This window comes from Capnocytophaga felis, from assembly GCF_009684755.1.
Lineage (GTDB): Bacteria > Bacteroidota > Bacteroidia > Flavobacteriales > Flavobacteriaceae > Capnocytophaga > Capnocytophaga felis.
The window spans coordinates 352,863-375,802 of record NZ_BLBC01000005.1 but is presented as its reverse complement, the minus strand read 5'-3'; the positions used below and the strand labels follow the sequence as shown (position 1 = coordinate 375,802).

Below are 22,940 nucleotides of genomic sequence, written 5' to 3'. Positions count from 1 at the left end.
TCTATTTTAATGAAAGTGTATATAAACTACAGATTTAAAACGCCTCTGATTTTTTTGTTTATGCTGTTTGTTAATAGCATTACAGCACAGCAAAATTCGGGACTTTTTCATATTGAGAACAATATTCTTAAAGGTTGTGATTTTCAAAAAATTCCTGCTGATGGAAAAGTAACAATTCCTTATTTTGTAAAAGTGATTGAAAAAGAGGTGTTTAAAGATTGTAATCGCTTACAATATATTGTAATTCCTAATACGGTAGAAATTATTGAGGACAAAGCTTTTTTCAATTGCACTAATTTGGCTTCGGTAGATATTCCTGATTCAGTTATCCGAATAGGAAAGAACGCATTTGATTCCTGCTTGAATTTAACTTCTGTAAAGTTTGCGGAATCGTTACAAGTTATTGAAGATGAAGCTTTCAAGTCCTGTTATAATATAGAAAATATGAAACTTCCAAAGTCCGTTACTTCATTAGGAAAAGGCGTGTTTGCGGAATGTTTCAACTTGAAAAATGTGGTAATTTCGGACAAAATTTCAGAGATTCCACATAGAGCATTTTATGAGTGTAAGAGCCTTAAATCCATTGAAATACCAATAGGTGTAACTCATATAGGTGCGAGTGCTTTCGCTTTCTGTGAATCACTTGTTTCTGTGAAAATTTCAGAGACAGTGGAATATGTGGGTAATGATGCTTTTGAGCAATGTAAGTCGTTGAAAGATATTCGTTTGCCTGATTCTGTAAAGTATCTTGGGGTAAGTGCTTTTTACGGTTGTTCTCGGTTGGAATCAGTAATTCTCCCGAAGTATCTGACGCAAATTAAAAACGATACATTTTTGGATTGTCATCGTTTGAAAACGATAACTTTCCCTGAGAAATTAGAAAAAATAGGAATGCACGCATTTCGTAAATGCCAAAGTATCACGCATATAACGCTTCCTCGTACTGTTACAGACATACTCTTCGGAGCTTTTAATGAATGTGTAAGTTTGGAAGAAGTAAAATTGCCCAAATTATTGAGTCATATAGGTGCTTTCGCGTTTGCTAATTGCTTGAATTTAAAAAGAATAAATATTCCTGATTTGATAACTGACATTGGTGATAAGGCTTTTTATGACTGTAAAAGTTTGACTTCAGTGAAATTGTCAAAGCAAACTCAAGTTGTTGGGGTTCAGTCGTTTTATGGATGTTCTTCCTTGAAAACCATAAAAATTCCTTCTACTGTTACAAAAATTGGATTGGAAGCCTTCCGAGATTGTTCTTCATTACTTGAAATGCGTTTGGATGCCACAACACCTCCCGAAATAACACGAACAATAGGCTACAAAGGAATTATAATCGTTCCCAAGAAAAGCAAAGAAATTTATCAGGAAAATCCACTTTGGAAAGATAATATTTTTAAGTGAGAAATTCGTAGATTTTATTTCAATAAGTGTTATGTTGTTTGTAGTCAGATGTTTGAGCTCAGTTGTTTGATTATTTTCGCCTTGCTTTAATAATTCCGTTGAGGGCAATAGCCAAAATCATCACGGCAGAAGCCACATAAAAAATGGGATTCATATGCTCTGATTCGCCAAAGATGAGATAAGCGAAAACAATTCCGTAAACGGGTTCCAGATTTACCGCCAAAACCAAAGTAAAGGGCGAAATATAACGCATCAAACGAATGGATTCAAACATCGGATAGGCAGTGAAAACACTTGCCAGAAGCAAAACCCACCAAAAATCATTTGATGAGATTTCTGAAATTCCGTTTAAATCTCCTGTAAATAGAAAATAAATGGTAAGAACCAAAAAACCGCCAAAAATTTCATATGTAATGATATTTCCCGAAGATGTTTGTCCGTGTAATTTTCCGTTAAAAACACTAAATAATGCTCCGAAGGCAGCACACAAAATTCCGTAAAAAATCCCCTCTTTGTAGCGAATTTCTGTCTTAAAAATAAGCAACATACAAACGGTTATGATAACGCCCAACACAATTTCAGACCAGTCAATACGTCTTCGGAACACCAAAGGCTCAATAAGTGCAACAAACAGTGTGGCAGTGGAAATACAAGCCAGCGTAATGGATACATTTGAAACTTTTATGGAATGGAAAAAGAATAGCCAATGGATAGCCATCAAGCAGCCAACACCAATGAGTTTGATAGCCAGTGATTTATTTATGAAGATGTTTCTTTTTTGAAAGATACTTACAAAAGCAATCAAAAAACAGGAAGTTAATAACATTCTGTGCCACACAAGGTGATTTGCTTCTAAGGAAATTAATTTTCCTAAAATAGCTGTAAATCCCCATAAAAAAACGATGAAGTGTAAACGTAATTGAGTTAACATTTATTAAGCTTAATTTCTGTAATAATTAAACGAAATCGCGAAAATACAAAAACTTTGGAAAAAAGATTGATTATAGGTCAAATTCAGTATCTTTTCTCATATAGAGATATCCTGATTTTTGTTTTCCGTCTTCAAAGGTAATTATAAAGAAGTAAGTGCCGTTAGGTAATGGTTTTTTGCTTACGGTTCTTTCGTGTTGAGAAAATCCTTGGAAACGTTGATCATCCAACATATAATTTTCTTTTTCATACACTTTTGCTCCCCAACGGTTAAAGATACGGACGGTATTTTTCTGGTTACAATTTATGTAGTATTTTTTGAGGTCTTCAACTTCCCAAGTGTCATTAACGCCATCGTTGTTTGGAGAGAATCCATTTGGTATAAACATATTCTCAAATAGGTCATCGCAAGGTGCTTTGATTATCACTTCTAAAAGAAGAGTTATTGCCTCGCTTTGGCAACCTTTATCGGTTTTACAAACCACGTAATAAATCGTGTTTTGGGTAGGATTGATTTCGGAAGTCGTAATTTCTTGAGTAAGAGCCGCGTCGGTAAACCATTGCACTTGGTCTTCACCGCAGCTAACTCCTGCCAAACTCACCGATTCCCCAATGTAAATTCGAGTAGGGAAGTTTGAGGTGTCGGGCGAATTAGGCTTGGTATTTCGTTCGATACTTACTTCAGTACGTGAGCTTTGCACACCATTAACGCTTTGCTGAACCCAATATGGCATAGTATTTCCCTTAGGAATGTTATGAGTATCAACCTCAATGGATTGGGTAGTTTCGCCTGTACTCCAAAGCAAAGTTCCTGTGTATTCTGATGCTTCTAATTGGGCAGTGCCTTTATGGCAATCGTACGTAATTTGTATTTTAGGTGGGGTAATCTCACCGGTAATGGTAATAATTCCTATTTTGGTATTGGTAGAACACCCATCGTTGACGCTTACTTTGTAGTAATAGGTTCCTGCTTCGAGCCATTGTACTTGTACTTGTGGGCTGTTATTTTCGCCTATGAAAACAGCTTTTGAGGGTGGACAATTACCAGCAGTTTTGGCGAAATCAACCGATGAATCGTATAATTCCCAAACATATCCATAGCCAGTTTTAGGTAATACGGAAAGTGTGGTTATTTCACTTACCTTAGCGGTTTGTGAAAAGGTAACCACGCTCGCCATAAAGCAAACGCTAAATAAGATATGTTTGAGAAATTTGTACAATTATTTTTGTTTTTATGGTTGTGAAGGCATAAAATTTAAACCATTTCCTGTAATAGTAGCTCTTGCTTTTAGGGTTTGGATAGCCTTGTCAGCAAACTCGTCTTCTTCTGTACAGTCGGTTTTAACGTCTTTAATATTGCTACTTGTGGTTGCGTCTGCGGATAAGGTTATTTGTTGGTCATTAGTACCTTCTACTTTTCCGTTTTTGATAGCCAATTCTAAATAAATGGAAACGCCTTCGGAAGGGGTAGCAGTTTCTTCCGCCGTAATTTGAGGCAGTGTAATGGTGTTTCCAGTATGCGTTATTGTATTACTTAATTCTGTTGATATGTTTTCCTTTGAATAGCCCCATTTCAAAGTAGCTGTTTGTCCTTCTTGAAGTCCTTCTATTTTTATTTGGGGAGTAAAAGTTTTATCGTAATTTACGGCAATAAACTCGTAGAAAAGAGATTGTTGCCCATAGTCATATGCAATTTGGTCGCCTGTTAATACGGCAGATTTAATTTGTCCTAAGCAAACATCAACATTACTTGTTGTACTTAATGCCTGTGTTTGTTTATCTTTATCCATATTGCGTAATTCTATAAAAAACGCATTTTTAGGTTGGATTTTTAGTACCTTTAAGTTATTTGTTGTTGTACAACCAGTTTTTGGGCTATGGTTTACCACTAAATAAGAAGTTGAAGCAGCTGCATTAGTCCAAGTGATGTCAATGCTTTTTTCCTCTGAATTCGCATTGTTATAACTACCTGCTCCCACGTTTATCTGTCCGTTGCCTTCCGTGTACGCCCCTGAGGTTGCTAAGGCACCATTATCAATGAAAGTGCCGTTATCTGTTGCAAAAAAATGATATTTTCCCTCTGGACCATTAATAGTGTAGGTGTATCTTTTACCAACAATAGGATTTTGAGCGTTGTCTGTACAAGTAACATTTTGTGTAGGAGCAGTCCCCTTTACAGCTTTGTTAGCAGGTGCTCCCTGTGCATAAACACCTACCGATATGATGGCAAAAGCCATACTAAAAATTAACTTTCTCATAATTATAAAAATTTAAAAATGAATATCTTGTATTTAATTGTTTACGTTAAAAACTACTTGTATTATAAAATTCTGATTGTTAGGCTGAGCGAAGTCGAAGCCTTTTAGTGATGAGGCTTCGACTTCGCTCAGCCTGACAAAAATTACTTGTTTTTCGACATCATACTTTTTTACATCACTTCTCAAAATCATTCAAACTCAATAACGGGGCGAGGGGTAATCCGTACCTGTCGTGTAGTTTGGTGGCTATAACTTTGTCCGTTGCATTCCAACCAATAATAAATGGTGTAAATTTTATCGGTGGCGGTATTGTTTTCAAAAGAAATAGTACCTGCAAAAGCAGAGGGTTGTCCGGTTCGTACGTTGCTTAAATCGTTATTGATTGTCCATTTTAATACAGGGTTTGGGCAACAAGGCACGGGGTTTATGGTTACGTCCAAATCCTTGGAACCTCTTACTAATGTGTATGCATTCTCTGAGATATTCACATCACCATTACTTTGGTAAATAGCTTGCGTGATTTCCGGCAGACACCAAGTAATGTCTTGAGGAGTTGTTATGGATGGTTTTTCTACATTAACCATTATCTTTTTATTGGAAAACAACGTTTTACAGCCGTTATTATCTCTGACCCATAAAAGTTCGTAAGTAAATTCTCCCTCGTCGTTGGGGTTATGCTCTATTGTTAAACGATTTTCATTATCTTCCAGTGTTATCTCTTTTTCTGAGGAACTCCCTCCTGTTTTGGTGCCTCTTATTCTTACGGTAAAGGGAAGTTCTCCTGTAAAGGTAACCCACGGAATTCGTGTCTCAGGAGTATTTAAACACAAAGTAGTGTTTTGTCCTGAAAAATCAGCAGTGGGTAAGGGGTTAATTGTAATTGGATCAATTGAATGTAGTTTAGTTATACAGTTATTACCGTCAGTAATAGAAATATACTTATATTCAAACGTTCCTGCTTGGGAGGTGTTGATGGGGATTTCAAAAATATGATTATTGCTATGAATTGGCGGTTGCGTAACACCATCAATTGTATAATTAAAAGTAAAAGGAGGTTGCCCACCACTACCGTTATTTACTGTTACTATGATTTTAGCATTATCATCTCTTTGACAAAATGATTTTTTATTAGGTTTCGCCTTAGCGGTTAGCTGTTTTAGTACATCTATTTTTATAAAATCAGACATAATGCTTTCCGTTTTAGGGACAACACCTATGTTGTTGATAGTTATTCTTGCCTCTCGGAAAAAATAATAACTACCTGCTTGATTAAAAGGGGAGGTGTTGGTATTGACCTCATAGTATTTTGTGTTGCCTCCGATAGGGTGTTTAACTCCCGTAGGGCTTGTAGCATAGTACCACTGATAGACTGGATTGGTAAAGGTATTGGGCAAAGCTGTAGCGAAGCCATCACCATCAAGGGTGGTGTTTTTGCCCATACAAATTTTCGTTCCGTTGGATGATGTTAATGTTTTATTTTCGATGATTTTATCGGTAGGGCTTATCTCAAAAACATATTGCAGTGGTATGTTATTGTTGAAATATTCATATTTGAGAAGGTCATTCCCGGTGAGTTTTATGGCTTGATTTTTAACGGAATAATCTCCGGTAGGATTCCATCGGTCATACACCTTTTCGTCATTTATAAAAAGACGTGTTCCGTCATCAGCACCTAATCTTACATAATAAAATCCTTTATATTGTATATTTTGCATAAAGGAACGTGCCGAAAAATACCGAAGAATACCCGCTCTTATATTTCCTTGCGAATAAATATCTATGGGGGTAGAGTCACCGTTTGGGTCTTTATGTTCGTGAAATGAATGGCTGTTATAGTCTTTATACCCCAAATAATTGGTGAAATTATCTATTTCTCTGTAAAAATGTGTTCTCCATCGGTTACTCTGAGGGTGATATGAATTTTGAGCGTCAATATTGTTTGCTCCTCCGATTATTTTTATTCGCACACCGCTTTTCCCACCAGTGTAATATACGCGTACTTGCCCAGAAACTTCTGCCGTGAATCTTGTGTAAGCAGAAGACCAATTACTCTCATCAATAGAGTGCTCTCCTCCGCTGTCGCGACATATTGTTATCCAATACGCATTTATCTCGTACTGAACTCCTTTTATAACTTTTACCAAAGCATATTGCCCTGATGACATATCGGGAATAGGCACTCCTGGATCATTTTGACCTTCTCCTCTCCAATAAGGCGTAACAACGCCACCACGCACCTGCTTTCCAGTACCGCACTGAGCAGATAGTAACTGCGTTCCAAAAAGGAAGAATATACAAAGTAAATATGTAGTTATCTTGGTTGAGTTAGTCATTTTTGGATTGTAGTATAATGCACAATCGGGCTGCAAAGCTAAATCAAAAAAATAAAATGACAAAATATTAATATTGTTAAAAAGATAAAAAATGCTTTCTGTAAAATTGTTGTACAGAAAGCATTTTTTTTAACAATTTATATAACAATTATTTAGCGGTTGATTAATTCTTCAATCGGGATTTTTTGGAAAAGCAAATCACCCGCCCCTTCGAACAAGATTCCGATGTATTTATCATCAATGATTGACATACAAGAGTATCCGAAGTTTTCATTGCTGTAAAGTTTTATTTGAGGGAGTTTATCCCACGTGTTGCCGTCGTCATTGCTGGCTTTGATGGTAATGTTAATGCGTTTGCCAGCATCTGCCGGATTCGAGAAAAATAAATATTTCTTTCCGTTTTTATCAAACGAAATGATGCTTGCCATACAATTGGGTTCTGTCAAAACTGTACGCGATGTATTATGTTCCACCCAAGTTTTCCCCAAATCGTGGGTGATGGCAACCGAACGTCCGTGAAAGGCATCGGATAATTTGTAGTTTTGGCGGTTGCGGTCGTCACGCATATTGAGCATAATGCTTCCGTCAGAAAGTTCAACTACTTGGGCTTCGGTGGTGTGCGATTTGGCTCCCGTTCCGCAGTGCCACGTTTTTCCGTGGTCTTCACTGTATATTAAGGTAGAATGCGGCACTTGATTTTCGTCTTTGTATTGTGCTGCGAACATTATTTTTCCGTCTTTAAGAGTAATTCCGCTGCCGGGACCATTAAAGAAAAGATACCATTTCGGGTCTTTGGTTTGCGGAGTGATGCTGATGGGTTCGCTCCACGTAACGCCATCGTCTTCACTTTTTACGAGCATCAGCTGACCGGTTTCGTGAGGCGTCATTCCGGGACGAGAAGCCCACCACGCCATTTTGTCTTTGTCGTGCCCGTGTAGCCAAAGTGCCGCTACCCAAATGGTGCCTGTGGTTTTATCGACCAATACGGCAGGGTCGCCAATTCCGTTAAGCTGATTTGACAATCCGCCCCATTCGCCCAAATCCATAATTTCCTTCATCGGCTCCCACGTTTGTCCGCCATCGGTGCTGCGGCTCATTCCTACGTTTACGTCTTCCTGCAAGTCTTTACAATTGTTATAACGATTGTCATACACGGCGATGAGCGTACCTTTGTTGGTCGTTGCCAGTCCGGGAATACGATAGCACTCAATGCCATCTTGTTTTTTGTCCCGAACGGTCACTGCAAAACGCTGTGCCGGATTTTTGATGTCTTTCGTGATGATTTTGTGCGAATTTTCCAAATTCACTTCCATTTGGGTAACCTTTATTTTATTTAAAAGATTCGGATTGGCAACTGTTTTTGCCACTACCCACACATAAAACATCTTTTCATTGGAAGAATAATTTCCGTTGAAGGTGTTTTTGCTTTTGATTTGATTTGTTTTCCCGAATGAAGTTCCGTTTTTAAACTCATTTTTATTGGTGATATAGATTTCGATTTCATTTAAGTCGAAAGAATTGGTTTCCGATTTCAAACCGAAAGCGATTTTGTTTATCGAAACAGGTTTTTCACAACGGATTATGGCTTTTGCCAAGATATTATCCCGATTTGTTTGCAACGGCATTTCAGGTTGTGTTACTTCCATCGAAATTGATGATGTCATCAAAGAGCTTTTACAGGCACTTGCCATAAAAATCATTGCCACAAGGCATAAAATATGTTTTTTCATTTGTATTGATGTTATTATTTTTCAATGTTTATTTCCTATTGGTAATTAATAGTTGTCAAACTACGGATTACAAAGATTTATTATTGGTGAATTACGGCTGTATCTTTGTTATTTTTGCTTTCCTTTGTTTGCTTTTTTTCTTTCTTTTGTTGATTTATGAGTTGATTTTTCATTGTTATTGTCTCAACGGAGCGTATTTGGTCGTGCTAAAAAGTATGATAAAAGTTCCGATTGTCAGGCTGAGCGAAGTCGAAGCCTTATTATTACAAGGCTTCGACTTCGCTCAGCCTGACAAAGACACTTTCTTTTTAAAGGTATCATACTTTTGCGTCACTTCCGTATATTTCACACTCGACGGAGCGTATTTTACACTCAACAGAATATTATTTATCTCTCCAAAATTCTTTTTTAAATGTTTGCTCCTCTATTAACTAACAACTAATCACTAATTGATAACTATTAATTATTGTTTTCTTATTTTCCCATCTGTTCAAAGGTTTTCCAGCATTGGAACATTGCACGCGGAACGTGGAAACAGCCTTTCCATTTGCCTCCTTTGAGTGTCAGTAGGGGTTTTCCTTCCCGATTTAGGTATCCGAACCATTCACCGTGCTCAGGGTCGGCGAAGTGCGACCACGCATACTCGTGAACCAGCTCATACCACTCCCAAATTTCGGCGTTTTGGGTGTTCAGATAAGCTTTGGATAGGGCGACGAGCGTTTCCAGATGTACCCACCAAAGTTTTTGGTCCCATTCGAGTTGTTGCGGCGGATTTGCTTTGGCATCCATAAAATAGAAAATACCTTGATGAGTGTCGTCCCAGCTGTAATTGAGTATGTTAAGAATGGTTTGCGTAGCTTGTTCGATAAGAGGAGCGTTGCCTCTGCGAACCGCAATGTCAATCATAAACCACATTGCCTCAATGCCGTGTCCGGGGTTGAGTAGGCGTCCGTTAAAACTGTCTTCCTTGCTTCCGTCGGGTCGGACGTTTTCAAAAATAATTCCTGTTTCGGCATCTAAAAACACATTCATCACCTCGTTGATGCTGAAATCGATAGTTCGGTTTATTTCTTCTTCCGGAAGAACGTTTTCCAATTCTAAAACCAAATTCGACAAAATCATAGGAAGCGAAAAACCTTTGAGCGGACGAACGCCCGTTGTTTTTTCGTATTTTCCCTTTGGATTGTTTTGTTTTTTAAGAATATTATGATATGTGTTGATAGCCAGCTTTTTGTAGGTTTCATCGCCCGAAGCCTTTGCATATTGGCTGAATGCCATTGCGGCGAAACAATCCGAAAAGATGTTATAAGGCTGTACCAAAGGTTTCCCTTCGCGGGTTAACGAGAAATAAAAATTCCCGTCGGCATCCATTGCGTTTTTTCGCAAAAATTCGACTCCCGATTTGGAAATTTCGAGCCATTTCGGATTTTTTTCCACTTGGTTGTAAAGCACGGCGAACATCCACGCTTGTCGCCCTTGTAACCAGATGAATTTGTCGGTGTCAAAAACGTTTCCTTTTTGGTCAAGACAAGTGAAATAACCGCCGTATTGCTTGTCCAACGAATGTTTTTCCCAAAACGGAATGACGTCTTCCAATAATGTTTTCTTGTAAAGTTCGCTGTATTTCATAAAAGGTAAATATAAATTTTGTTGTCAGCATAAAATTATGATTCGTTTTTCCTCAGAAAATTTGCTTTTCAGAAAGAAAATATTAATTTAGCCTTGCCGTTTTTTCTGATGTGAAAACGATTTTCAAACAAGGCAAAAATAAGAAAAAAATTAGTAATTCTTTAAAATTAACACGTTAAACTATTAAATTGATAAATATTATTCTTTTTGTATTTTGATTATGAAGATAAAATTGGAACCGCTGGAAAGCATAACGTTGGTTGACCGAATTGAACAACGTATTGTTGATTATATCAGGGAAAATAATCTAAAACCGGGCGATTCACTGCCAAAAGAGATAGAATTTGCTAATTGGTTGGGAGTGAGCCGAACAGCTATTCGGGAAGCCTTGGTGCGAATGCGTACTATGGGGCTTGTTGAATCAAAAAAACATCGGGGAATGATTTTGAAAGAACCCGATTTGATTTTTAACATTCAAAAAACGCTCAACTCCAAAATGTTGGATGAGAATACACTACAAGACCTTTTTGAATTTCGATTGATGTTTGAAATCGGTATGGTGGATTTCGTTTTTGCTCGAAAAACTGATGAGCAGGTTCAAGAATTGGAAACATTGGCAAAACGAGCAAATTATGAATATGTTGATAATTATTTTTCGTTAGAAGATGAATTTGCTTTTCACAGTACACTTTATAAAATGGCAGGCAACCAAACATTGTTACGGTTTCACGAAATATTACTTCCTGTTTTTCAGTACGTTCACGATTCGCAAGCGAAAGAAATTTCTAATTTGAATAAGATAAATCAATTGGTTACACATCTGGATTTGGTGGAAGAACTCAAAAACGGCACACCACAATCGTTCAGAGAAGCAATGCGTACGCACTTAAATCCTCATTTTGAGAGAATTGATAAAATTAATGAAGAAAATATAAAAAAATATTATTGATGTAGTTTTTTCTCTTTCTAATTGTCTTTAAGTAAAATATATCAATTAATTTTTAGAAATAATCAACCTGTAAACCAAAATGAATAAGAATTACGCACTACTATTATGGCTATTGGTAAGCTTTTCTGTTTTCTCTCAGCAGTTTACCGTTACCGGGAAAGTCTATGATAAAACTACCGAAAAACCGCTCGAAGCCGCCACGGTGTTTTTGAAATCGGTAAAAGATTCTTCCCTTGTGAATTACACTATTTGTGATAATAAAGGCGTTTTCACTCTGAAAGCCAAAAACCAAGAACCCGAATTGGATTTATTTATCACCCATATCGGGAATGCTCCCTACAAAAAGCGTATAACCACTTCGAAATCAATATTGGATTTGGGAGTTATTTCGATGGAAACGCAAGCCGAAGAATTGGAAGCCGTAGAGGTACTTTCCGAAGCCATTCCTATTACTGTAAAGAAAGATACGCTTGAATTTAATGCCGATGCCTTCAAACTCCGCCCCGATGCTACGGTGGAAGAATTGCTTAAAAACCTGCCCGGCGTGGAAGTTGATGCTAAAGGAAATATCACGGTAAACGGAACGCCCGTAAATGAAATTTTGGTCAACGGAAAACCTTTTTTTGATGACCCCAAAATCGCTACAAAAAATCTTACCAAAGACATCGTCAAGAAAATTCAAGTAAGCGACACCAAAACCAAAGAACAGAAATTCACCAAAGAAGAAGGCGACCCAAACAATAAATCGATAAATATCGTTCTGAAAGAAGACAAAAACAAAGGCTATTTCGGGCGAGCAACGGTGGGTTACGGCAACAAAGACCGCTACGAAATCAACGGTTTCGGGAACTATTTTAAAGACAAAACCCGCGTTTCGGTATTGGGCAGTTCCAATAATATCAATGCTTTAGGTTTTGAATTTGATGAAGTTTTTGGAATGATGGGTAATATACAAAGCCTTTCTTTTTCAAATGGAGCTATATTGGCTGATGGAATAAATTTTGCGGCTGGTGGAGACGGTTTTAACCAATCACACACTGCAGGAGCTAGTTATGTAGATGAGTATGGTAAAGACCTGAAAGCAGACGCCAACTATTTCTACACGTACAACGATAACGAAAGCCATTCGCGTAGCGACCGTGAAACCACACTGCCCGACCGCCATTATTTTTCACGTAACGAACGATGGGGCAATGCGTGGGGAGATTCGCACCATCTGCGAGGTGGACTGGAATACGAAATCGATTCGCTGACACAAATTTCGGTGCATCCGCGAATTTCCATAAGCAGAAATAACAGCCATAACAAAAGCGAAGAAGCCTCGTACGACAGTAACAGAAACCCTGTAAATCAAAGTCTTTCCAAAAGCAATTCGCACAATCATAATGTGAATTTTGAGAATCGGGTTTCTTTCAATCGGCGTTTTAAAGGGACAAAAGGTTCGTGGGGCGTTTCTTTGGCAAACACTAACAGCCGTTCAGAAAGAGAACAAGAATTGTACAACAAACGCGAAATTTTCGGAAGCCATCCTTCCACGCAAATCCGCGATCAACACCAAGATACCGATAATCGAAGCGATCATTATTATCTTCGGGCAACTCTTCGTTATCCGCTTTTTAAAGATTTTTTATTGCGGGCAGGATATAATTTGTCTAAAACCGATGCTAAAAATAACGTAAACACCTATGATGCAGATACAAACGGAAATTATGTTGATTTTAATACGGAACTCAGTTCCGACTTTCTGACGGAAAACACTCGGCATAAACCCGAATTGGGATTTGAATGGAGTACAGGGAAATTTCGTTTCAATGGCGATGTGGGAATAGTTTACAATAGACTTGAAAATCAGGATTTTATTCGGGATTTGGAGCTGGATAAAACGTTCCGAAATTCTGATTTTCGATTTCGGGTGAATTACGAAATAAAAAAAGGATCAACCCTTAGCTTCAATTACAACACTAATACTCGTGTGCCGAGCGTAAGTCAATTACAACCCATTGAAAATGTGAATAATCCGTTGCATACCTTTACCGGAAATCCGGATTTGAAACCTACTTTTTCGAATTTCTTTCAAATAAATTTAAGTAATTACAATTGGGAGACTCGTTCGGGAATATTTCTTTATTTTAGTGCTGATTTTCAGAAGGATAAAATTACTTCTGTAACTCTGACTAACGATGATTTAACTCGAAAAACGACTTATACCAACATTGATGGCGATTTTTCTATTCACGGAAACGGCAAATTTAACAAATCGTATAAGCTGGATAAAAACAAAATCGGATATCAATTGAGGTTTTTCGGTAATATTGGTAAAAATAACCTCTTTAGCAACGGAACTCGTTATGCCATAACTAATTACAGTATATCACCATCCGTAGGTTTGGAGTATAATTACGATGAAAAAATAGATTTGAATTTGAGTTATTTGCCTTTATTTAAAAAAGCAACTTATAATTTGGATATATTTAAGGACCAAAATTATTCAGAGCAACGTGCCTATTTAAAAATTACGACATATGTGCCTAAAAATGTGGTTTTTGGAAACGATATTGAATTCTCGCACCATCCATATATGGGTAAAGGCTTTAGAAAATCATATTTGTATTGGAATATGAGTTTGGGATATAAGTTTTTAGGCGAAAAAGCCACCTTACAACTTAAAGTCTTCGATTTACTCAACCAAACCGTAGATGCTTGGCGAACTATCACCCAAGATTACGTGGAAGATTCGCAAAAACTGATGCTCAAACAATATTTTATGCTTAGTTTCTCGTACAAATTCAATAAAGTAGGCGGTAAAGGCAAGACGAAGTAATATCCGAGTTTTTAGGTAGCTTTCAGGAGGAAAAATAATTTAATAGAAGGTAAAGAATTTTGTTTTTGGCTTTAAATTAATATTTTTGCACTACTAATTTTAACAGAAATTTTATTTATGAAAAAATGTATTATTTTTCTACTACTAATTTCTTCTTTAGTGATGTACTCGCAGGAAACTTCAGGAGAGTTAAACCCGGAATTTAAAAGGAATGAACTTAAGTTGAATGCTCTTTTCTTACTTTTTGAAGGAGTGGAGTTTTCATACGAACGTACCTTGAATTATGACTGTTCAATAGGAGGTTCTTCTTTAATTTTTACATACAAAGATTCCGATTTAGACTCAGGAATGAACTATAATGTAACTGCCTTCGGAAGATATTATTTTGGTAAGAAACCCGTGTCGGGCTTCTTTGGCGAAGTCTTTACGACGTTTCTTAATAGGGATTATTTTGTAGATGACTATCCGGGAGCATACCGCTCAAGAAGACAGAAAGAAACAAATATAGCTTTCGGTTTAAGCCTCGGGGTAAAATGGATAAGAAATCGATTTAGTTTTGAGTTGAGTTCTGGGTTGGGACGTATTCCACGTTCAGCTTCTAACGATTATACTCCTTTCATAGGTAGGGGAGCTTTGGCTGTTGGTTATCGATTTTAATTTAGGATATAAATTTTATAAATTACCTGAAGAATAATAATATATTTTGTTGTTTTTCAGGTATTTTTTATTTTTGTGATGAATTGAAGCAAATTATGGATAAAAAACTACTAAAGTCTGAATTAATTTCGGGAAAGAAAATTGAAATTTCGGGTTCAAAATCCGAAACGAATCGTTTGTTGTTGTTGCAAGCTATTTATCCTGAGATTGTTATAAAAAACGCTTCTGATTCAGATGATTCTGAAGTAATGAAAAAAGCACTTCTAAAGCAGGCTGGCAAAATTGACATTCATCACGCAGGGACTGCGATGCGTTTTTTAACCGCATTTTTCGCTTCCCAAAGGGGAAAAGAGGTGATTTTGACAGGTTCAACCCGAATGAAACAACGCCCGATTCACATTTTGGTACAAGCTCTTCAAGATTTGGGAGCAGAAATTTCATATTTGGAAAATGAGGGCTGCCCACCATTATATATAAAAGGAAAAGAATTGAAAGTCAGTGAGGTGTGTATGTCTGCTGATGTAAGCAGTCAATATATTTCGGCTTTGTTACTGATTGCACCATCGCTTTACAAAGGTTTGAAAATTAATTTGATAGGAGAAGTAACTTCAGCCCCTTATATCAAAATGACATTGGCTTTACTTTCTGAAATTGGCGTAAGTTCTGATTTTGAGGGGAATACAATATATGTACGACCGTTAAAGAATCTTCATAAAAAGGAAATTACTGTGGAGTCGGATTGGAGTTCTGCTTCGTATTGGTATTCTTTTGTGGCTTTGTCAGCAGTGGGAACTTGTTTAAAATTAAGCAGTTATAAGGAACATAGTTTTCAGGGAGACAGTATTTTATCAGAAGTTTATACTTTTTTTGGTGTGGAAACCATTTTTTCTGATAATGAAATCGTAATTCGAAAGATTCAATCGGTTGAAAATGTAGTTTTTAAGTATGATTTGAGAAATGCACCCGATATAGCTCAAACCATCGCTGTAACTTGCTTCGGACTGGGGATAGGTTGCGAACTTACGGGGCTTCATACGCTGAAAATCAAAGAGACTGACCGATTGGAGGCTTTAAAAACCGAATTGAGGAAATTGGGTGCGAATATAGAAGTTTCTGACAAGGATTTGTTTTTAAAATCGGGAGGAACAATTAATAAAAATGTATCTGTTGAAACTTACAATGATCATCGTATGGCGATGGCTTTTGCTCCGCTGATGCTTAAAACGAATGTCATAATTTCTGATTCTGAGGTGGTTTCAAAATCGTATCCTAACTTTTGGAAAGATGTGGAGAATGTGATAATTCAGAAAAAAGGCGATTAAGGGAAGCAATTTTTGATGTTTAAACGATGTTTTTAAGTTGTTGATAATTAATTTTTTGTGATGCAATTTTGTTTAAAACTGCTAAAAATGAGGGGTTAAATGAAAAAAAAATGCTAACCTTGTGTTTTTTAAATAATTAATTTGTATCTTTGCACTCCGATTTTATTTAAAAATATTAATATAAAAAAAAATATATAAAATGACAAAAGCAGAAATCGTATCAAAGATCGCTGATAAGTTAGGTCTTGATAAAAATGACGTTCAAGCAACAGTAGAAAATTTTATGGAAGAAGTAAAAGCTTCTTTGGAAAGTGGTAACAACGTGTATTTAAGAGGTTTTGGTAGCTTCATCATCAAAACAAGAGCAGAGAAAACAGGAAGAAACATTTCTAAAAATACAACATTGAAAATTCCTGCACACAACATTCCTGCTTTTAAACCGGCAAAAGTATTTGTTGATGGAGTAAAAACAAAAGTTAAAGTAAAATCAAGTAAAAAGAAATAATTAAAAAAAATATAAGCTATGCCAAGCGGAAAAAAAAGAAAAAGACATAAAGTAGCGAATCATAAACGTAAAAAAAGAGCGAGAGCTAATCGCCATAAGAAGAAAAAGTAGTTTTTAACTACTTTTTTCTTCTTTTTGAGAAATGTTCTTTGAAAAAAAACTGATGTGAATAAAAAGTGTTCACAATCAGTTAAATAGTGTTTAACAAAAATCCAAAAAAGAGTGAATAAAGAATTAATCATTCGTTCTGGTTCCTCTTATGTAGATTTTGCTTTATTGAAAGAAGGAAGGCTGATAGAGCTTCACAAAGAAGAAGGTTCAAACGGATTGGGAGTAGGTGATATTATGCTTGCCAAGATACGTAAACCTATTCAGGGGCTTAATGCCGCTTTTGTAGATGTAGGTCACGAAAAAGATGCTTTTTTGCATTATCACGATTTGGGTCCTCAACTTGCCTCATTGCTAAAATTTGTGAAGCAGGTAATTTCAGGGAAACAAAAAGATTATTCTTTGAAAGATTTCCCCTTGGAACCGGACATCAACAAAGATGGCAGTGTGGTTGATGTTTTGAAGGCAAATCAGCCTATTTTAGTCCAAATTGTGAAAGAACCAATATCGACCAAAGGTCCGAGGATAAGTTCGGAACTATCCATCGCAGGAAGATATTTGGTTTTGGTTCCTTTTTCGGACAGAATTTCCATCTCTCAAAAAATAGAAAGCAAAGCTGAGAAAGAGAGACTTCGACGACTTCTGCAGAGCATAAAACCCAAAGGATTTGGGGTAATTGTTCGCACTGTTGCAGAAGGTAAGAAAGTTGCAGAACTAGACAAAGACTTGCAAGTTTTATTCGAACGTTGGGTTTTGATGTGTAGGAAAATACATAAGGCGGTGTTTCCGTCGAAGGTGATGAGTGAAATTAACCGAACGGGAGCTATTCTCCGTGATATGTTCAATGACACTTTCACCGGGATTCACGTAGATAATGACCTATTGTATGAACAGGTTGTAAAATATGTTCAGAATATTGCACCAGGTAAGGAAAATATCGTTAAACATTACCGCTCGTCGGTTCCAATTTTTGAAAAATTCCATATTGAGCGACAAATAAAAACAGCCTTCGGACGCACTGTTTCAATGACAAAAGGAGCCTATTTGGTTATAGAACACACAGAGGCTCTGCACGTTATTGACGTAAACAGTGGAAATCATTCAAATAAGGCTAACGACCAAGAGTCCACAGCTTTGGCTGTAAATTTGATCGCCGCCACAGAGATTGCAAGGCAACTCAGGTTGAGAGATATGGGAGGGATTATCGTGGTGGATTTCATCGATATGTCAAATACGGATAATCGAAGAATTCTTTTTGATCATCTCCGTAAAGAAATGGGAGAAGACAGAGCAAAACACAAGGTGTTGCCTCCGAGTAAATTCGGGCTGATTCAGATTACACGTCAGCGGGTACGCCAAGAACTAAACATCAAAACTAAAGAAGAAAATCCAAGTAAAGAAGGTGAAGTAGAAGCACCTATTGTTCTGATTGATAAAATTAATACAGAACTTGAAGGCATTATTAAAGAGGGAACTTACAAAGGAAGAATAGTGCTTAATGCACATCCTTTTATTGCGGCATATTTAACTAAAGGTTGGAATTCCATTCGTTTTAAATGGTTCTTAAAATACAAACGATGGATTCAGATTATGCCACGTGACGCATATTCTTATTTGGAATATCGTTTTAAAACAAAAGCAGGAACTCCTCTTTAAAAGATTATAAAAAGGCTTTGCGAGCAATCGCAGAGCCTTTTTTGGTTTTTTATCAATTCGGAGCATTTTGTATTTATTGAAATAAAAAACAAAAACGGCTCGAAAAGTGAAAAATAATTTATTACCTTTGTCAGAACCAATTATTAATATTCAAAAAATAAACTACAACAATTTACACAATGAATACACCAGAAAAAATATCTCTTTTAAGAAAGCAAATGCAAGCTGAAAATATTGATGCATTTGTAGTTTTTAGTGCTGACCCGCATTTGAGTGAATATTTGCCGGCAGAGTGGCAAGAACGAGTTTGGATTTCAGGCTTTACGGGTTCAGCGGGTTTTGTGGTCATAACTAAGGATAAAGCCGGACTTTGGACAGATTCGCGTTACTTTGTACAAGCTCCTATTGAATTAAAAGGCTCAGGCATCAATTTATTCAAAGAGGGAGTGGAAGGAACGCCCGACTATACCGAATGGCTTATTGCAGAACTTCCAAAAGGAGCTACGGTGGCTTTGAATGCTTTGGCAACATCGCATTTGGCTTGGGAAAAGTTAGAAAAGGCTTTGAAAACCAGCAATATAAAACTCGTAAATAATCCATTGTTGAAGCAAATTTGGACAAACAGAAATAAAGAAGCGATTAATCCTATTTTTGTACATCCTGACAAATGGGCGGGGCAATCAGTAGCAGATAAGCTAATGTCTATTCGTAAGAAAATGGCAGAAAAGAATACTGATTTGCATATAATTACAGCTCTCGATGATGTGGCGTGGACTTTAAATCTCAGGGGAAGTGATGTGGCTTATAATCCGGTTTTCTTAGGATATGTTGTGTTATCCGAAAAAGAGGCTGTTTTGTTTGTGGATAAAACAAAAGTGAATAATGAAGTAGAAAACCACTTAAAATCAGCAAATGTAACAATAAAAGAATATGATGATTTTTTCAAATATTTGGCAGAGATAAAAAATCAAAAAATATTAATTTCTCCTAATTCCAATCAAGAGATTTTCAATGTTCTGCAAGGAGAAAATACTTTGGTGCAGGCTCCGGCTCCCGGAAATTTGATGAAAGCAACTAAAAATGAAACAGAGTTAGAAGGCTTCAGAACGGTAATGGTGCGTGATGGTGTAGCAATGGTAAAATTTTTGTATTGGCTTACACATCAGGTGGGTAAGGAGCCAATGACGGAATACAGCATAGGCAAGAAGTTACGCGATTTTCGTACTGAAGGAAAGAATTTTGTGGGAGAAAGTTTCGGAAGTATTGTTGGTTATCAAGGAAATGGAGCAATTGTACATTATTCTGCACCTAAAGAAGGAAGTAAAGAAGTTTTTGCAGAAGGAAGTATTTTGGTGGATTCAGGAGGGCAATATTTGGAAGGAACGACAGACATCACACGTACTATTCCGCTTGGTAGGGTTTCACAAGAATTTATTGATGATTGTACATTGGTGTTGAAAGGAATGATTCAACTTGCTATGGTTCAGTTTCCTAAAGGAACTAAAGGCGTGCAATTAGACGCCTTTGCACGTATGTCTTTATGGAAAAATAAAAAGGATTACGGACACGGTACGGGGCACGGCGTAGGTAGTTTTATGAATGTACACGAAGGACCTCAAAACATCCGAAAAGATATGAATCCGCAAGAATTGCTGGTGGGAATGGTTTGCTCAGATGAACCGGGTTTTTATCTGGAGAATAAATATGGCATACGTCACGAAAATTTAATCGCTGTGCGTGAGGTGGAAAGCAATGAATTTGGAACATTCTATAATTTTGAAACCTTAACTCTTTGTCCGTTTATGACTAATTCAATCAATGTGAAATTACTTTCTGAAGAAGAAAAACAATGGTTGAATAATTATCACAAAACTTGTCAGGAAAAATTAGCTCCACATTTGGAAGGTGCTGTAAAAGAATGGTTTTTGGAAATTGTAAAACCAATTTAAAATTTCAAACAATAGAAATAAAAAAGCCTTTGAAAATCAGTTCAAAGGCTTTTTTATTTAGAAAACTAGAAGCGAAAAATTCCGCCTATTCCTAAGATAGTTTCAAAAAAGAAGAATTTTTGGTTTGCTTTATCAGCAATATTGTTGGTCGTACGAATATCATACATATTGATGTATCCGCCTTTAAGTTCGCCAACAAGCAAGAAATGCTTGAAGAAAACCAAATGAAGCCCTGCTTTAGCACTCAAACCATAGCCGGCAATATGAAATTCATCGTAACGTTCCTTATTAAGTAGTTTTGTATTTGAACGCGGATAAAGAACTCCGGTGCCTAATCCTTCGGTTAAATTAACTTGAAATGTGTCCGTATTTCTGATACCAAATAATCTTGAAATATCGTCAACTCGTGAAAATTCTATTGTAACATAATTTAATCCATCGGTATGTTCAAAAGTTAGAAAGTCTTCAGTAAGTACTTTATCTTCATTGTTGTATGTTCCGTCGTGAGGAGTTCCGCTTCCGCTAATGTAACCATTTATTTTGACGGTTTGGTCTTGTTTCATCACGTATTTCATATGGTCAACTCCTGCCGAAACGGAATAGTCATCACTAATGAAATATCCTATTCTCGCATTTGTTTGAGGAATGGTCATTCGTAAAGGATTGATGTAGTCAATGTGCCATCCTTTGGGTCTGTCAATAGCAGAAACATCACGGAGAGTAAAGTTGTAATCACTGCCTTTGAACTGAATGTCTGACTTGCTGTAATATCCTCTGTTTCCTCCCCAATAGACGAAAAATTTACCTTTGTTATGAGCAGTATATCGCTCAGGGCTTACTTGTTTTGTTTGGGCAAATGCAGAAAAGAAACTTACACACCCGATAAAAAATGCAATTATGCTTTTTTTTATACGTAAAAAATTAAAATTAAGGCGTGCAAAAGTATCATATTTATGTTTAAAAGCAAAATGAATTGATTAAATAAAAAAAGGAGACTTTTGAGCCTCCTTTTGTGTACTTAGTTTTTTTATTCAGTCCATTCGAAGTCGTCGATAACAACCTGTCCCTGAGTAGATTTAATAGTTATTGTAACACTTCCGTTTTTATTAATATTCATAGTATGAGTGCCTGAGCCGTCTTTTGGTATTGAAACTTCACTTAGCTTTTTATTACTCGTTTCATCACCTTCATATATGACTAACTTTCTTTCTTTAGAGTTGTAGGCTGCTTTATACTTGAATTTTAGTATTTTAACTCCTTTTGAAAAAGTTATTTTAATATAAGGATTATCTTTATTGTGCAACATCAATCCTTTTCCGTTGATAGCAAATTTATCCATATCCAAACGGGCTTTATAGCTAATTGTTACGTTGCCTACCGTTAAATTTCCCGTGTTGGTGTACTTATTTGAGTTGCTTCCAGTTGTTGTAAGATTTTCAAAATCAAAAGTATTTCCTTGTGAGTTCGTTCCTCCGGAGTTGCCACCGTCATTGTTGTCTGGTGTAGCTCCAAAAACTAAATCGGCTTCTTTTTCGTAAACGATTTCTTTTATGGTAGCATTTGTTTTAGGATTGGTGTAATCTTTAAAAGTTCCGGTTACTGTGATTTCTTGTCCTTCAAGTTTTAGTTTATTTTTTACTTCTTCCGAAAGATTTTTAAAAACAGCACTTGAAGCAAAAATTTGAATCATTGTTCCGTCCGATAATCTGAAATGAGGTTTGTTTTTATCAATAACAATTTTTCCGTGAAGTTTTACTTTTTTTCCTACTGCATAATCGGAAGAAGTTGCTTTTGAGTCTTCTAACTCGGTAACCGTAGTTGTTTCAGAATTACTTCCACCACCAACAGAGATAATATCTTCCTTAGGATTATTTATCATAAATTGATATGTAGAACCGAATTTTGTTAAAACTCCCGTTACGTCCAAAAGACCTGAAGCTACGGTTTCATTAATGAATTTTGCATACTTACTGGTTCTGAATGTGATAGTTTTACCATTGGCATCAATCAGATTGTAATTGGTTCCGTTTTGCTTGTCGTTGGCAACTATATGATAGGTTTTTCCGGAAGCATTGCTCTCAAATGAAACATTTTTTAATGTAATTAATTGATTTACATTTGCATTTGTTTTCAAAACGTCAATTGAAGTATCCGATTTTGTAAGCTCAGCTCTTGTTTTTAGAGGTTCTTGCAGATTGTAAATGTGTTTTTTATAGATAGCTTCAGCCATTTGTCCTACACTTTTCCTACCGCTTCCGCTGGTGTAAATGTCATATCCTATTTCTAAACCTCCGTTATTGATTTGTGTGGTTAGTCCCTTCAAACGGATTTGAACTTTAGCTCCCACAGGAAATTCTGTGTACAATCCACTTTTATTGATGGATACCGAAACCCCTGCCGTTTTGTCTGCATTTTGGATATAAATTTTCTTGTAGAAATTTCCACCCTCATCGCTCGAAACTACATATCCTTCAATGGCATCATTGCTTGTGTAAGGAGTTACATTTGTGGTTGCAGAAGCCGTTGCTTGAGCAAAAGTTACTATGTTTCCGTCAAAAGAAGGAATGTCTTTTTTTAAGTCTTCCAAGTTTGGAAGCTCGTAATCAGTGTCTTTTACGCAGGAAATAATCCCGATAGTTGAAAGTAAAAGTACACCATAAATTGAAATTAGATTTTTCAGTTTCATAAT

General features: G+C 36.5%; 18 protein-coding genes. 9 read left to right on the top strand and 9 right to left on the bottom strand.

Going from position 1 to position 22,940, the window contains the following annotated elements; genetic code table 11:
• Positions 1 to 9 precede the first annotated feature (9 nt).
• The gene (locus tag GN105_RS02905; protein WP_155283935.1) at positions 10 to 1,404 is read left to right on the top strand and encodes a leucine-rich repeat domain-containing protein; all 1,395 of its coding nucleotides are present in this window, start codon (positions 10 to 12) and stop codon (positions 1,402 to 1,404) included.
• 70 nt (positions 1,405 to 1,474) lie between these two features.
• Here the strand turns inward: GN105_RS02905 and GN105_RS02900 are convergent, their stop codons facing one another.
• From GN105_RS02900 to GN105_RS02875, 6 genes are all read right to left on the bottom strand, one after another.
• The gene (locus tag GN105_RS02900) at positions 1,475 to 2,335 is read right to left on the bottom strand and encodes a DMT family transporter (protein WP_155283934.1); all 861 of its coding nucleotides are present in this window, start codon (positions 2,333 to 2,335) and stop codon (positions 1,475 to 1,477) included.
• A 70-nt stretch (positions 2,336 to 2,405) separates the two neighbouring features.
• Complete coding sequence (locus GN105_RS02895; protein ID WP_227977332.1) at positions 2,406 to 3,554, bottom strand: T9SS type B sorting domain-containing protein; 1,149 nt, start codon at positions 3,552 to 3,554, stop codon at positions 2,406 to 2,408.
• 12 nt (positions 3,555 to 3,566) lie between these two features.
• Entirely contained in the window at positions 3,567 to 4,592 is a 1,026-nt protein-coding gene (locus tag GN105_RS02890; protein ID WP_155283933.1) for a hypothetical protein, read from the bottom strand.
• A 33-nt stretch (positions 4,593 to 4,625) separates the two neighbouring features.
• Complete coding sequence (locus tag GN105_RS02885; protein ID WP_155289077.1) at positions 4,626 to 4,778, bottom strand: hypothetical protein; 153 nt, start codon at positions 4,776 to 4,778, stop codon at positions 4,626 to 4,628.
• Between the two features lie 2 nt (positions 4,779 to 4,780).
• Positions 4,781 to 6,925, bottom strand: coding sequence for a PA14 domain-containing protein (locus GN105_RS02880; RefSeq protein WP_155283931.1), 2,145 nt, complete (start codon positions 6,923 to 6,925; stop codon positions 4,781 to 4,783).
• 152 nt (positions 6,926 to 7,077) lie between these two features.
• Positions 7,078 to 8,655: a sialidase family protein gene (locus GN105_RS02875; protein WP_227977333.1), complete on the bottom strand. Its 1,578-nt coding sequence runs from the start codon at positions 8,653 to 8,655 to the stop codon at positions 7,078 to 7,080.
• 215 nt (positions 8,656 to 8,870) lie between these two features.
• Here GN105_RS02875 and GN105_RS02870 point away from each other — a divergent pair, with 215 nt between their 5' ends.
• Entirely contained in the window at positions 8,871 to 9,086 is a 216-nt protein-coding gene (locus GN105_RS02870) for a hypothetical protein (RefSeq protein WP_155283930.1), read from the top strand.
• A 43-nt stretch (positions 9,087 to 9,129) separates the two neighbouring features.
• Here GN105_RS02870 and GN105_RS02865 read toward each other — a convergent pair whose 3' ends face one another.
• Positions 9,130 to 10,284, bottom strand: a complete 1,155-nt coding sequence (locus GN105_RS02865) for a n-acyl-d-glucosamine 2-epimerase (RefSeq protein ID WP_155283929.1) — start codon at positions 10,282 to 10,284, stop codon at positions 9,130 to 9,132.
• A 220-nt stretch (positions 10,285 to 10,504) separates the two neighbouring features.
• On the opposite strand from GN105_RS02865, the gene GN105_RS02860 reads away from it, so the two are divergent.
• The 7 genes from GN105_RS02860 (at position 10,505) to GN105_RS02830 (ending at position 20,251) form a co-directional block, all read left to right on the top strand.
• Complete coding sequence (locus GN105_RS02860) at positions 10,505 to 11,233, top strand: FadR/GntR family transcriptional regulator (protein WP_155283928.1); 729 nt, start codon at positions 10,505 to 10,507, stop codon at positions 11,231 to 11,233.
• Positions 11,234 to 11,312: 79 nt separating this feature from the next.
• Positions 11,313 to 14,054: an outer membrane beta-barrel protein gene (locus tag GN105_RS02855; protein WP_155283927.1), complete on the top strand. Its 2,742-nt coding sequence runs from the start codon at positions 11,313 to 11,315 to the stop codon at positions 14,052 to 14,054.
• A 117-nt stretch (positions 14,055 to 14,171) separates the two neighbouring features.
• Entirely contained in the window at positions 14,172 to 14,711 is a 540-nt protein-coding gene (locus GN105_RS02850; RefSeq protein WP_155283926.1) for a DUF3575 domain-containing protein, read from the top strand.
• Positions 14,712 to 14,806: 95 nt separating this feature from the next.
• A complete protein-coding gene (locus GN105_RS02845; RefSeq protein ID WP_155283925.1) occupies positions 14,807 to 16,033 on the top strand; it encodes a 3-phosphoshikimate 1-carboxyvinyltransferase in 1,227 nt (408 codons plus the stop codon).
• Between the two features lie 199 nt (positions 16,034 to 16,232).
• Positions 16,233 to 16,538 carry an HU family DNA-binding protein gene (locus GN105_RS02840; protein WP_095895310.1) on the top strand — a complete coding sequence of 102 codons (306 nt, stop codon included), beginning with the start codon at positions 16,233 to 16,235 and terminating at the stop codon, positions 16,536 to 16,538.
• A gap of 222 nt (positions 16,539 to 16,760) precedes the next feature.
• Positions 16,761 to 18,302, top strand: a complete 1,542-nt coding sequence (locus GN105_RS02835) for an Rne/Rng family ribonuclease (protein ID WP_155283924.1) — start codon at positions 16,761 to 16,763, stop codon at positions 18,300 to 18,302.
• 179 nt (positions 18,303 to 18,481) lie between these two features.
• On the top strand, positions 18,482 to 20,251 hold the full coding sequence (locus GN105_RS02830; protein ID WP_155283923.1) for an aminopeptidase P family protein: 1,770 nt from the start codon (positions 18,482 to 18,484) through the stop codon (positions 20,249 to 20,251).
• A gap of 65 nt (positions 20,252 to 20,316) precedes the next feature.
• Here GN105_RS02830 and GN105_RS02825 read toward each other — a convergent pair whose 3' ends face one another.
• Together GN105_RS02825 and GN105_RS02820 are read right to left on the bottom strand one after the other, a co-directional pair.
• The gene (locus GN105_RS02825) at positions 20,317 to 21,135 is read right to left on the bottom strand and encodes a hypothetical protein (RefSeq protein ID WP_227977339.1); all 819 of its coding nucleotides are present in this window, start codon (positions 21,133 to 21,135) and stop codon (positions 20,317 to 20,319) included.
• Positions 21,136 to 21,278: 143 nt separating this feature from the next.
• Complete coding sequence (locus GN105_RS02820; RefSeq protein WP_155283921.1) at positions 21,279 to 22,937, bottom strand: DUF5689 domain-containing protein; 1,659 nt, start codon at positions 22,935 to 22,937, stop codon at positions 21,279 to 21,281.
• Positions 22,938 to 22,940 lie beyond the last annotated feature (3 nt).